Annotated in this window: 9 protein-coding genes; 1 reads left to right on the top strand and 8 read right to left on the bottom strand. The window is 73.4% G+C overall.

The genetic code is table 11. The annotated features are described in order from the left end of the window. Nucleotides 1–5: 5 nt before the first annotated feature. The 7 genes from HYE82_RS26860 to HYE82_RS26830 form a co-directional block, all read right to left on the bottom strand. Nucleotides 6–2,051, bottom strand: a complete 2,046-nt coding sequence (locus tag HYE82_RS26860; RefSeq protein WP_309144458.1) for a bifunctional diguanylate cyclase/phosphodiesterase — start codon at nucleotides 2,049–2,051, stop codon at nucleotides 6–8. Between the two features lie 540 nt (nucleotides 2,052–2,591). Next, nucleotides 2,592–4,793 (bottom strand): NAD-dependent DNA ligase LigA, encoded by a 2,202-nt coding sequence (ligA, locus tag HYE82_RS26855; protein ID WP_179176743.1) that lies wholly within the window; start codon nucleotides 4,791–4,793, stop codon nucleotides 2,592–2,594. Between the two features lie 31 nt (nucleotides 4,794–4,824). After that, on the bottom strand, nucleotides 4,825–5,808 hold the full coding sequence (locus HYE82_RS26850; protein WP_179176742.1) for a methionine synthase: 984 nt from the start codon (nucleotides 5,806–5,808) through the stop codon (nucleotides 4,825–4,827). Further along, nucleotides 5,805–6,494, bottom strand: a complete 690-nt coding sequence (locus tag HYE82_RS26845) for an SDR family oxidoreductase (RefSeq protein ID WP_179176741.1) — start codon at nucleotides 6,492–6,494, stop codon at nucleotides 5,805–5,807. The genes HYE82_RS26850 and HYE82_RS26845 overlap by 4 nt, the downstream gene beginning before the upstream one ends. Before the next feature lie 63 nt (nucleotides 6,495–6,557). Further along, complete coding sequence (locus HYE82_RS26840; RefSeq protein ID WP_179176740.1) at nucleotides 6,558–8,201, bottom strand: VCBS repeat-containing protein; 1,644 nt, start codon at nucleotides 8,199–8,201, stop codon at nucleotides 6,558–6,560. 149 nt (nucleotides 8,202–8,350) lie between these two features. Continuing rightward, on the bottom strand, nucleotides 8,351–8,698 hold the full coding sequence (locus HYE82_RS26835) for a DUF1330 domain-containing protein (RefSeq protein WP_179176745.1): 348 nt from the start codon (nucleotides 8,696–8,698) through the stop codon (nucleotides 8,351–8,353). An 85-nt stretch (nucleotides 8,699–8,783) separates the two neighbouring features. After that, the gene (locus tag HYE82_RS26830) at nucleotides 8,784–9,764 is read right to left on the bottom strand and encodes a GlxA family transcriptional regulator (protein WP_179176739.1); all 981 of its coding nucleotides are present in this window, start codon (nucleotides 9,762–9,764) and stop codon (nucleotides 8,784–8,786) included. 113 nt (nucleotides 9,765–9,877) lie between these two features. Between HYE82_RS26830 and HYE82_RS26825 the strand changes: the two genes are divergently transcribed. Beyond that, entirely contained in the window at nucleotides 9,878–10,798 is a 921-nt protein-coding gene (locus HYE82_RS26825) for an NADP-dependent oxidoreductase (protein ID WP_179176738.1), read from the top strand. 75 nt (nucleotides 10,799–10,873) lie between these two features. Here HYE82_RS26825 and mnmA read toward each other — a convergent pair whose 3' ends face one another. Beyond that, complete coding sequence (mnmA, locus tag HYE82_RS26820) at nucleotides 10,874–12,007, bottom strand: tRNA 2-thiouridine(34) synthase MnmA (RefSeq protein WP_179176737.1); 1,134 nt, start codon at nucleotides 12,005–12,007, stop codon at nucleotides 10,874–10,876. Nucleotides 12,008–12,105 lie beyond the last annotated feature (98 nt).

Below are 12,105 nucleotides of genomic sequence, written 5' to 3'. Positions count from 1 at the left end.
GACGGCTACGGGGCCGGGGACTCCGCCTTGGCCGGGGCCGACGAGAGCTCCCGCGTGATGTCCGCGGGGCGTCGCCAGCCGCGCTCGCCGCGGGCCAGCAGCCAGGCCGTGGCCTCCTGCGGGGGCATGGCCGCCGCGACCAGCCAGCCCTGGACGGCGTCGCAGCCCAGGTCGCGCAGCCGCTCCCAGGTCTCGTCGTCCTCGACGCCCTCGGCGACCACGAGCAGGCCCAGGGAGTGGGCGAGGTCCACGGTGCAGCGCACGATCTCCGCGTCCTGGGCGTCGACCGCGAGCCGCGCCACGAAGGAGCGGTCGATCTTCAGTTCGCTGACCGGGAGCCGGCGCAGGTGGACCAGGGAGGAGTAGCCGGTGCCGAAGTCGTCCAGGGACATCTTCACGCCGTGGCCGGTCAGGCCCGCCATGGTGTCCGCGGCCCGCTGCGGGTCCTCCAGCAGCACGTGCTCCGTTATCTCCAGCTGCAGGCCGCTCGCCGGGACGCCGTGCCGGGCGAGCCGGGCCGCGACGGCGCCGGCGAAGCCCGGGGTGTGCACGTCGCGCGGCGAGACGTTGACCGCTACCGGGACCTTCAGGCCCTGCTTCCGCCACCGGGCCACCTGGGCGAGGGCGGTCTCCAGCACGTACTCGGTGAGGTGGGGCATCAGCCCCGAGGTCTCGGCGATCGCGATGAACTCGTCCGGGGACACCCGCCCGCGCTCGGGGTGCACCCAGCGCACCAGCGCCTCCAGCCCGGCCACCTGCCCGTCGAAGCGGACCTTGGGCTGGTAGTGGAGCTCCACCTCGCCGGCGTCGAGGGCGCGGCGGAGGTCGCCGAGCAGGCCGAGCCGGTCGGGGGTGTTGCTGTCGCGCTTGGACTCGTACACCTCGACGCCCGTGCGGTCCCGCTTCGCCTGGTACATGGCGACGTCGGCCCGGCGCAGCAGCCCCTCCGCGTCCAGCGCGTGGTCGGGGAAGACGGCGAGGCCGGCGCTGGCCTCCAGGACGAGGGTGAGGCCGTCCAGGTCGAGCGGCGAGCTGAGCTCTGCGACCAGGTGGCGGGCGACCCGCTGGGCGCTGGTGGTGGAGTCGGCGACGGGCAGGAGGACGGCGAACTCGTCGCCGCCGAGCCGCGCGGCCTCGGCCTCCTCGGGCAGGGCCTGCCGCAGCCGGTCGGCGATCTGGAGCAGCAGCCGGTCGCCCGCGAGGTGGCCGAGGGTGTCGTTGACCGCTCGGAACCGGTCCAGGTCGATCAGCACGAGGGCCGACCGGGTGCCCAGGCGTTCGGCCTCGTCCAGCGCGGACCAGGCCCGCTCCAGCAGCCACTGCCGGTTCGGCAGCCCGGTCAGCGGGTCCCGCAGCTGCTCCTCGGCGCGGGCCCGGGCGATCCACAGGGTGGAGTCCAGGGCGATCAGCGGTACGGCGAACAGCGGCAGCAGCACCGGCTGCGAGACGGCCACCACGCAGATCAGCGGGGCGATGCCGAGCAGCGCGACCGCGACTAAGGCCTGCCGGAGCAGCGCCGCCCGGGCCGCGGTGCGCAGGCCACCGGCGCGCGGCGCCTGCGCGAGCCACAGCAGCAGCCTGCTGGCGAGCAGGTAGGACACCGCGACCAGGACGACCTCGGGGGCGGCCTCCAGCCCCCAGGCGGTGGGCCGCCAGGGCGATTCGACGGTGGGTGTCTCCCCGAAGGCGGCCAGGACGAGGGCACCCGCGCCGATGCCGAGGATGTCGGCGGCGCCGTGCAGCAGCCCCTGTCGCCAGCGGTGCCGGCGCGCCGCCCCGACCAGGGTGACCACGGCGAGGGAGACGAGCCCGGCGGGCACCCAGCCGTAGAGGAGGAGCACGCCGAGGGTGAGGGCCGCGCCGGATCCGGTGCCGCCCCACCAGCGGTCCCGGCCGAGGGCGACCAGGTGGCCGACGATGATGCCGGTCAGCAGGGCGAGCGCCCAGCCGACCGTGCCGCCGGGGAAGAGGGCGTGACGGCCGGTCAGGGTGGAGGCGACGCCTGCCACGAGGACCACGGCCGCCAGGCCCACCACGGTGAAGGGCAGCACGGTGCGCTGCTTCGCCCCGCCCGGACCCTGTCCGGCGTCGAGCGGGTTCCGGTCCCGTGTCCCGGCACGCGGGACCCCGGGCCGGCCCGTCCGCACGGGCGGGATCGCCCCGCCGAAATCTGGTGACGGGTCGGCGCTTTCGGTGGGTTTCATGCCCGTCCCTCTCACAGCCGGCACTGCCGATGCCACGCGATGGCCCCGATGTCGTGCCATCACGGCTGGATTCGCATCACGCAGCCGTGCGCGACAGGCGCACCCCTCAACAGTAGGACGCGAGAGGCTCCCAGGGGCACCGGTCGGCGGCGGTTGCCCGAATGCGACCCAGCCATCCTCATCAGTACGGTATCCGCCGAACAGGTGAGTTGGGACCAGGACCCCCGGGCAACCCATCCGATGATCCGACAGCACACTGCCCCGGGAACAGCCTTGTACCAGCCGTTTGCCACCCTCTGTCGCGCCGGGCGTGCGCCCGCCCGTACGGCCGCACGCCACGCATCGGTTCGCCTTCTGCGGTTCCCGGGTCGGGCTTGTCCGGCCGTGCTATTCCGCGGCGGCTCCGCCGTCCACCGGGAGCGCCGCCTCGCGCGCCGCGTCGGGGCCCTGTTCCAGCAGCACGGCGAAACCCGCCTCGTCGAGAATGGCCAGCTTCAGCTGCACCGCCTTGTCGTACTTGGAGCCCGGGTTGTCGCCGACCACGACGAAGGAGGTCTTCTTGGAGACCGATCCCGTCACCTTGGCGCCCCTGCTCTGCAGGGCGTCCTTCGCGCCGTCCCGGGTGTGGTCCTGCAGGGTGCCGGTGACGACGACGGTGAGGCCCTCCAGGGGGCGCGGGCCCTCTTCCCCGCCGGAGCCCTCCTCCTCCATCCGGACGCCGGCCGCCCGCCACTTGCGCAGGAGCTCCTGGTGCCAGTCGACGGCGAACCACTCCTTGACCGCGGCCGCGATGACCGGCCCGACGCCCTCCGTCGTGGCCAGCTCCTCCTCGGTGGCCTGCTCGATCCGCTCGATGGAGCGGAACTCGCGGGCCAGCGCCTCGGCGGCCACCGGGCCCACGTGACGGATCGACAGGCCGTTGATGACGCGGGCGAGCGGGCGCTCCTTGGCCGCGGCGATGTTCTCCAGCATCGCCAGGGTGTTCTTCTTCGGCTCGCCCTTCTGGTTGGCGAAGACCGTGACGATCTTCTCCTCGCCGGTCTTCGGGTCGCGCTTGGGCAGCCCGCTGTCGGCGTCGAGGACGTACGCCTTGATGGGCAGCAGCTGCTCGATGGTGAGGTCGAACAGGTCGCCCTCGTCGCGCAGCGGCGGCTCGGCCGGCTCCAGCGGGTTGGTGAGCGCGGCCGCGGCCACCACGCCGAAGTTCTCGATGTCCAGGCTGGACCGGCCCGCCAGGTAGAAGAGCCGCTCGCGCAACTGGGCAGGGCACGTCCGCGCGTTGGGGCAGCGGAGGTCGATATCGCCCTCCTTCATCGGGCGCAGCGGGGTGCCGCACTCGGGGCACTCGGCCGGCATCACGAACTCCCGCTCGGTGCCGTCGCGCAGGTCGACGACGGGCCCGAGGATCTCCGGGATGACGTCGCCCGCCTTGCGCAGTACGACCGTGTCGCCGATGAGGACGCCCTTGGCCTTGACGACGTCCTGGTTGTGCAGGGTGGCGAACTCGACCTCGGAGCCGGCCACCTTCACCGGCTCCACCTGCGCGTACGGGGTCACGCGCCCGGTGCGGCCGACGCCGACCTTGATGTCCACCAGCTTGGTGTTGACCTCTTCCGGCGCGTACTTCCAGGCGATGGCCCAGCGCGGGGCGCGCGCGGTGGAGCCCAGCCGGCCCTGGAGCGGGATCTCGTCGAGCTTGACGACGACGCCGTCGATCTCGTGCTCCACGGAATGCCGGTTCTCGCCGAACCGGTCGATGAACGCCCGGACTTCCTCCAGGCTGCCCACGACCTCGTTGTGCCGGGCGGTGGGCAGCCCCCACTCGTGCAGCAGCGCGTACGCCTCGGACAGGCGGCCGATCTCGAAGCCCTCGCGGGCGCCGAGACCGTGCACCACCATGTGCAGCGGGCGGGTGGCGGTGACCTTCGGGTCCTTCTGGCGCAGCGAACCGGCAGCCGCGTTGCGCGGGTTGGCGAAGGGCTTCTCCCCGGCTGCGACCAGCCGGGCGTTGAGCTCCTCGAACTTCTCCATCGGGAAGTAGACCTCGCCGCGGATCTCCACCAGCGCCGGGATCCGGTCGCCCCCCAGCCGGTCCGGGATCTCCGCGATGGTGCGCACGTTCGGGGTGATGTCCTCGCCGGTGCGGCCGTCGCCGCGGGTGGCGGCCCGGGTGAGCCGCCCGTTCTCGTACGTGAGGTTGACGGCGAGGCCGTCGACCTTGAGCTCGCACAGGTAGTGGTACGCCGAGGAGCCCACGTCCCGGGCGACCCGGTCGGCCCAGGCCGAGAGTTCCTCGTCGTCGAAGGCGTTGTCGAGGGACATCATGCGCTGGCGGTGCTCGACGGAGGCGAAGTCCGTCTCGTACGAACCGGCCACCTTCTGGGTGGGCGAGTCCGGCGTGCGCAGCTCGGGGTACTGCTCCTCCAGCGCCTCCAGGGAGCGCAGCAGCTGGTCGAACTCGGCGTCGCTGACGACCGGCTGGTCCTTCACGTAGTACCGGAAGCGGTGCTCCTCGACCTGCTCGGCCAGCAGCTGGTGCTGCTCGCGCACCTCCGCCGGTACCGCCGTGTCCTGCTGTTCGGCTGCCATGCCGTGTCCTCCCGTGCCCCGTCTCGGTCCGTCACTCAGGGTTGTCGGCGAGCGATCGCGCCGCCCTGACGCAGTGCGCCTGCACCGCGCGGGCGTAGGCGGGCGAGGCGCCCGCCAGACCGCACGCCGGGGTGACCACGACGGACTCCGCCAGAGTCCCCGGAGCCAGCCCCAGCCTGCGCCAAAGCTTCCTGACACCCATGACGCTACCGCCCGGGTCCGACAGCGGGGCATCGGTGCCCGGCACCACTCCGGCGAAGAGTTTCATGCCGCTCTCGACGGCTTCGCCGAGGGCGTCGTCCTCGCGCTCCGTGAGCAGGGAGAAATCGAACGACACCCCTGCCGCGCCGGCGCGCCGCAGCATGCCGAAGGGGACCTCGGGCGCGCAGGAGTGCACGACCACCTCCCCGTCGTGCACGGCGAACAGCTCGCGCAGGGCCCCCTCGACGACCTGCCGGTCCACGGCCCGGTAGGTCCGGTAGCCGCTGGCGGTCCGCACCCGGCCGCGCAGGACGGAGGTCAGCGACGGCTCGTCGAACTGGAGGACGACATCGGCGCCGGGGATCCGCTTGCCGACGTCGGCGAGGTGCGCGCGCAGCCCCTCGGCGAGCGAGGCGGCGAGGTCGCGGCAGGCGCCGGCGTCCCGGAGCACGGCTTCGCCGCTGTGCAGCTCCAGGGCGGCGGCCAGGGTCCACGGGCCGACGGCCTGGACCTTGAGCTTCCCCCGGTACCCCTGGGTGAACTCCTCCAGGGCGTCGAGGTCCTCGCCGAGCCAGGACCGGGAGCGGCGGGTGTCGCGGCCGGGCCGGTCGCCGATCCGCCAGCCGCTGGGCTCGACGTGGGCGTACAGGTCCACGAGCAGCCCGAGCGAGCGGCCGATCATGTCGGCGCCGGGCCCGCGGGCGGGCAGCTCGGGCAGGTACGGGAAGTCCTCGAAGGACCCGGTGGCGGTCTTGGCGGCCTCGCGGGCGTCGCCGCCGGGCAGGGATCCGATGCCGGTGGCGCTGGCGGTCACCGGCCGGGCCTCACGGTCAGGTCGTTGACCTCGGCGTCGCGGGGCAGGTCGACGGCCATCAGGATCGTGGTCGCCACGGACTCCGGGTCGATCCAGGCGGACGGGTCGTACTCCTTGCCCTCCTGGGAGTGGACCTTGGCCTGCATCGCGGTGGCGGTGCGGCCCGGGTAGACGGAGGTGACGCGGATGCCGTTGGCCCGCTCCTCGGCGCGCAGCGCGTCGGCGAGCGCCTTGAGGCCGTGCTTGGAGGCGGCGTACGCGCTCCAGTCGGCGTGGGCGGTCAGGCCTGCGCCGGAGTTCACGAAGACGACGGTGGCCTTGGAGGCGCGCAGGGTCGGCAGGAGCAGCCGGGTGACCTCGGCGGGTGCCACGAGGTTCACGTTGAGCTGCTCGTGCCAGGTCTTGGGGCGCAGCTCCCCGACCGGCCCGAGCTCGACGATCCCTGCGATGTGCAGCAGGGAGTCGATCCGGTCGGGGACGGCCTGGTGGGAGAAGGCCCAGGACAGCCGGTCGGGGTCGGCGAGGTCCCCGACGAGGGTGCGGGCGCCGGGGTAGCGCTCGACGAGCTGCCGGGCGCGGGCGGCGTCGCGGGCGAGCAGGATCAGGTCGTCGCCGCGGGCGTGCAGCCGGTTCGCGACGGCGGCGCCGATGCCGGCCCCGGCACCGGTGATCAGATGAGTAGCCATACCGCCCATGCTCGCACCCCGGCAGGGCACCCGGGCTCGCCGGGCCGCCCCACCGGGGCCGCGTCAGCGGGCGGCGCCGAAGCCGGTGACCGAGGGGTACGGGATTGCCGTGCCGCGGCCGGGCAGGACCGCGAACCGCCCGTCCGCGGCGACCGTCCACACGTCCGGGACGCCGTCACCCGTGAGGTCGCCGTCGGAGCCGACCCGGATGCCGTGCGCGGTGCCCAGCACCGGAGCGGAGGCCGGGTCCGTGAAGGCCGCCGGGTCGCCGAGCGAGAACGCCCGGATCTCGCCGGTCGTCCGGGAGCGGGCCCACAGGGTGGGGATGTCGGTGCCTTGCGCCCGGCCGGGGGTGAGCAGGTCGTGGTCGGCCCACGGGGCGCCGTCGCCCGACAGGAGCGTGGCGACCCGGTCGAGCTGCCCGGTACGGCCGGGACCGGCCAGCCACAGCCTGCCGTTCTCCACCCAGGCGACGGAGGTGCGCTTGAGCGCGTCGTCTTGGGGGGCGTCCCCGGACGGCGAGCCGACGGCAGCGAGCGCGGTGACCCCGGACCAGTCGTCGCCGAAGCCGACCGCAGTGCAGTCGAGCGGTTGCCCGGCCGGGGCCTGACAGCGGGCGGGCTTGTCGACGCGAATCGAGTCCTGTTCGGTGAACAGTCCGCGATCGTCGTTGCGGTAGCGGAACAGCATGCCCGATCCGGGCTGCTGGGCCAGCAGGTCGTCCACGTTCTGGTAGCCGAGCGAGCCGTGATGGGTGTACCGGGTCCCCGTCCAGCCGTCCGCGGGCTCCCCCGGAGCCGCGAGCCGGTGGCCGTTCGCCGGAGCCGAGGCGGCGGCGCCGGGTTTGCGCAGGGATCCCCGGTCGTCGGGGACCAGCACGTCCGCCGTGCCGTCGCCGTCGATGTCGCCGTAGGCGATCTTCGGGTTCTGTGGCGGCGGCGCGTAGTAGGTGTGGACGAAGGGCTGCGAAACGTTGCCCGCGTCGTCCATCGTCTGCAGGTAGAGCGTGTTGGTGCCCCAAGTCCGCGGCGTGACGGCGATGTCGGCGGATCCGTCCGCGAGCCGGACGACACGGCTGTCGTGTGCGGCGTCGGCGCACGACCACCCGACCGACGGCGTGCCCGTGCCCCAGCGGGCGCAGGCGATGCCGGAGCCCGTGTCGGTGCCGGTGAGGGTGAAGGTGCCCTCCTGGCCCGCGGTCTTCGTGGGGCTTCCGCCGCTGCCGGAGGCCGGGAAGTCCGTGGACGTGATCCCGGCCGTCGGCGGGGTCCGGTCCACCCGGAAGTGGCACCAACCGGTGTACGGGCTCGTGCGGGTGCCGTCCGTGGTGCGGACGCGCCAGGCGTAGCGGCCCCCGTCGGCCAGGAGGCCGCCGCGCAGGTCGGTCCGCACCTCGCCCGCGGGGTGCGGCGCGGCCGGGCCCGTGTCGGTCCGCTTGCCGCCGTACGCGGTGTCCCACAGCTGGAACGTGGTCCGCAGCGGCGTGCCGGACGGAGAGCCGGTCGTGGCGTACAGGGCGACGTCCCCCAGGCCGATCCACCCCGGTTCGAGGTCGGCGTCCGTGGCGCACGGGGTGGTTCGGCCGTCTCCGGCGAAGCCGGGGGCCGGGTCGGAGCGGGGCGCGGTGACGGTGGGTGTGCCGGGACCGGTTCCGGCTGCGACCGCCGGCGCGGCGAGCAGGCTCGCACCGACTGTCGTGACGACCACGGCGAGGCGCGGTAAGGCTGAGATCGGCTTCACTTCGTGTTCCCCCCTGGAACGATCGTGGACTTCGGGGAGACAGGTACCACGAAAGATCCGGCAGGACCGATCGGTTTGGTGCGGCGGCGGCCGTTTCCGGACGCCGGTACGGACCGTCACAGGGCTGCGGACGTGCGGAGCCTTGCGGCGGTGTGGGCGGCGTCGTAGGCGGGCGGGACGCCGTCGGCGAGGAAGATGTCGGCCCGGATGTGGCGGGTGCGCAGGGGGAGGATCTCCTGGTAGGCGTCGGAGGCGTACCAGGCGCGGGCGCGCTCCATGTCCGGGAAGGCGATGATCACGAGGTCGCCGGTGAAGGAGCCCTCCAACACCTCGACCGGGCCGCCGCCGTGGACGAGGAAGCGGCCCCCGAAGGGGTCCATCGTGGCCTGGATGGTCTCGATGTAGCGGAGGACGTCCTCGTTCATCATCTCGGGGCGGATGCGGCCGATGGCGTACGCGGTCATGCCGTTCCCCCGACTTCCGTTCATTGCACGGGTTGTTGGGGGAATCATCGCGAGGGGCGGGCGGACCCGTCGATTACCTCTCGGGTCATGCCGCGGAGGCCGGCCGGGCGCCCGGGCCGAAGGTGCGGCGGTAGGCGATCGGCGAGATGCCGAGCGAGCTGCGCATGTGCTGGCGCAGGGAGTTGGCGGAGCCGAAGCCCGAGCGGTGGGCGACGAGGTCCACGGGCAGGTCGCTGGATTCCAGCAAGTGGCGTGCCAGGTAGAGCCGTTGGGCGGTCAGCCACTGCACGGGGGTCATGCCGACCTCGTCGCGGAAGCGACGCGTAAAGGTGCGCAGGCTCATCCGGGCCCGCGCGGCCAGCTGGCCCAGGGTGAGCGGTTCGTCGAGGTGTTCCAGGGCCCAGGCGCGGGCCTCGGTGGTGGTGGCGACAGTGGGTTCGGGGACGGGCCGGTCGATGTACTGGGCCTGCCCGCCGTCGCGCCACGGCGGTACGACGCACAGCCGGGCGGCGCGGTTGGCGACGGCGGTGCCGTGGTCGGCGCGCACCAGGTAGAGGCAGAGGTCGATGCCGGCGGCGACGCCGGCGGAGGTGAGGATGTCGCCGTCGTCGACGAAGAGGACGTCCTCGTCGACCTTGACCCGCGGGAAGGCCCGCCGGAACTCCAGCGCCTTGAACCAGTGGGTGGTCGCGGGCCGGCCGTCGAGCAACCCGGCGGCAGCGAGCACGTACGAGCCGGTACAGATCGACACGATCCGGGCGCCCGGGCGGATCCGGGCAAGGGCGTCGACATGCGCCTGCGACAGGGGCGCGCCCTGCAGGAGCTCGCCCATGGCGTGCGTGGGCGGGATGACCACGGTGTCGGCGGCCGCGAGCGCCTCGGGGCCTGCCGAGACGCCGATCGTGAACCCGGCGTCGCTGGCCACGGGCTGCCCGTCGACGGTGCAGACGGTGACCTCGTAGAGCGGGTTCCCGGAGTCATCGTAGGCGTTGCCGAAGACCCGGGAGGGCATTCCGAGCTCAAACGGAGGGACACCTTCGAGGGCGAGTACGGCGACACGATGCATGGCCAGATTCTGTCACATGGTGGCCGTCCGGCCAGTACTGCGCGGGCCCGGCGGCGGTGAAGCTGGTGCCATCACCGGGAAAACCGGTATGGAACAGACATAAGGAGACATCCATGCGCGCCGTCGTCGTCAGCCAGTGGGGCGGGCCCGAGGTCCTCACCGAGACCGAGGTGGACCGGCCCGAGCCGGGACTGGGCGAGATCCTCGTACGGGTACACGCAGCCGGCGTGAACCCCGTGGACTGGAAGACCCGGGCCAGCGGCGCCTTCATCGGCTGGGGCCCGGTCCCGACGGTCGGCTGGGACGTCTCCGGCACCGTCGAGGCGGTCGGACCGGGTGTGACCCTGTACCGTGCGGGCGACGAGGTGTACGGGATGCCCCGCTTCCCGCAGCAGGCGGGCGGTTACGCCGAGTATGTGACGGCCCCGGCGCGGCATTTCGCGCGCAAGCCTGCTTCCCTCGACCATGTGCAGGCGGCCGCGCTGCCGCTGGCGGCGCTCACCGCCTGGCAGGCGCTGGTCGACACGGCCGGGGTCACGGCAGGGCAGCGTGTGCTGGTCCACGCGGCGGCCGGCGGTGTCGGCCACCTGGCCGTGCAGATCGCCAAGGCCCGCGGCGCGTACGTCATCGGCACCGCCAGCGCGGCCAAGCACGAGGTGCTGCGCGAGCTCGGCGCCGACGAACTGATCGACTACCGCGCCGGGGACTTCGCCGAGGCGGTCTCGGACGTGGACGTGGTGCTGGACGCGCTCGGCGGGGAGGTCGCGCAGCGCTCCCTGAAGGTGCTCAAGCCCGGCGGCCACCTGGTGACACTGCTCGGACCGGATGTCCCGGCCGGGGCGGACGGGGTGCACGCTTCCTTCGTCATGGTGGAGCCCGACCTCAAGGGCCTGGAGGAGATCGCCGCCCTGGTGGAGCAGGGGCTGCTCAGGCCGCTGGTCGAGACGGTGCTGCCGCTGGAGCAGGCGGCGAGGGCCCACGAGATCGGCGAGCAGGGCCGCACCACCGGCAAGATCGTCCTGACGGTGGCCTGACCGGGGCCGGTCCCGGGCGCGGTCCCGGGCCTGCACCCGTGCCCGTGCCCGTGACCGGGCACGGGGCCGGCCCGGTCAGACGGACGCGGCGGTGGCGCGGGTGGTCGTGGCGATGGTGGCGGAGCCGACGACGCGGGTGCCGTCGTAGAGGACGATCGCCTGGCCGGGGGCGACGCCGCGGACCGGCTCGGTGAAGCGCACCCGCAGCTCGCCGTCCACGACCTCGGCGAAGACCTCGGTCTCGCCGCCGTGGGCGCGCAGCTGCGCCGTGTACGTGCCCGGGGCGGCGGGCGTGGAGCCGCACCAGCGGGGGCGGATCGCGGTGAGGGCGCTGACGTCGAGGGCCTCGGCGGGGCCGACGGTGACCGTGTTGTTCACCGGGGAGATGTCGAGGACGTAGCGCGGCTTGCCGTCGGGGGCGGGGTGGCCGATGCGCAGGCCCTTGCGCTGGCCGATGGTGAAGCCGTACGCGCCGTCGTGGCTGCCGACCTTGGTGCCGGACTCGTCGACGATGTCGCCCTCGGCCTTGCCGAGGCGCTTCGCGAGGAAGCCCTGGGTGTCGCCGTCGGCGATGAAGCAGATGTCGTGGCTGTCGGGCTTCTTGGCGACGGCGAGGCCGCGGCGTTCCGCCTCGGCGCGGATCTCGTCCTTGGTGGTGACCGTGTCGCCGAGCGGGAAGAGCGCGTGGGCGAGCTGCTTCTCGTCGAGGACGCCGAGGACGTAGGACTGGTCCTTGGCCATGTCGGAGGCGCGGTGCAGCTCGCGGGCGCCGTCCTCGTTGACCACGACCGTCGCGTAGTGGCCGGTGCAGACGGCGTCGAAGCCGAGGGCGAGGGCCTTGTCGAGCAGCGCCGCGAACTTGATCTTCTCGTTGCAGCGCAGGCAGGGGTTCGGGGTGCGCCCGGCCTCGTACTCGGAGATGAAGTCCTCGACGACGTCCTCGCGGAAGCGCTCGGCGAGGTCCCAGCAGTAGAAGGGGATTCCGATGACGTCGGCGGCGCGGCGGGCGTCGCGGGAGTCCTCGATGGTGCAGCAGCCGCGCGCGCCGGTCCGGAAGGACTGGGGGTTCGCGGAGAGCGCCAGGTGGACCCCGGTCACGTCGTGCCCGGCTTCGACCGCTCGGGCTGCTGCGACGGCGGAGTCCACACCGCCGGACATGGCGGCCAGGACGCGGAGGGGGCGGGCGGTGCGCTGCGGGTTCTCAGTCATAGCGCCTTCCAGGGTACGGGGGAACCGTCCGGGGTCACAGCGCGTTGTCGAGTGCAGGGGGTGGATCACATGGCGGGCAAGGGAACGGCGGCGGGGGC

It is taken from the genome of Streptomyces sp. BR123, from assembly GCF_013401435.1.
Taxonomy (GTDB): Bacteria; Actinomycetota; Actinomycetes; order Streptomycetales; family Streptomycetaceae; genus Streptomyces.
The sequence above is the reverse complement of the archived record's forward strand: the minus strand, read 5'-3'. Positions and strand labels throughout refer to the sequence as shown.

Excerpts from the sequence above, each read along its gene's own strand:
- ligA (WP_179176743.1), bottom strand. The coding sequence starts at position 4,793 with ATGGCAGCCGAACAGCAGGACACGGCGGTACCGGCGGAGGTGCGCGAG.
- HYE82_RS26845 (WP_179176741.1), bottom strand. The coding sequence starts at position 6,494 with ATGGCTACTCATCTGATCACCGGTGCCGGGGCCGGCATCGGCGCCGCC.
- HYE82_RS26835 (WP_179176745.1), bottom strand. The coding sequence starts at position 8,698 with ATGACCGCGTACGCCATCGGCCGCATCCGCCCCGAGATGATGAACGAG.
- HYE82_RS26830 (WP_179176739.1), bottom strand. The coding sequence starts at position 9,764 with ATGCATCGTGTCGCCGTACTCGCCCTCGAAGGTGTCCCTCCGTTTGAG.
- HYE82_RS26825 (WP_179176738.1), top strand. The coding sequence starts at position 9,878 with ATGCGCGCCGTCGTCGTCAGCCAGTGGGGCGGGCCCGAGGTCCTCACC.
- mnmA (WP_179176737.1), bottom strand. The coding sequence starts at position 12,007 with ATGACTGAGAACCCGCAGCGCACCGCCCGCCCCCTCCGCGTCCTGGCC.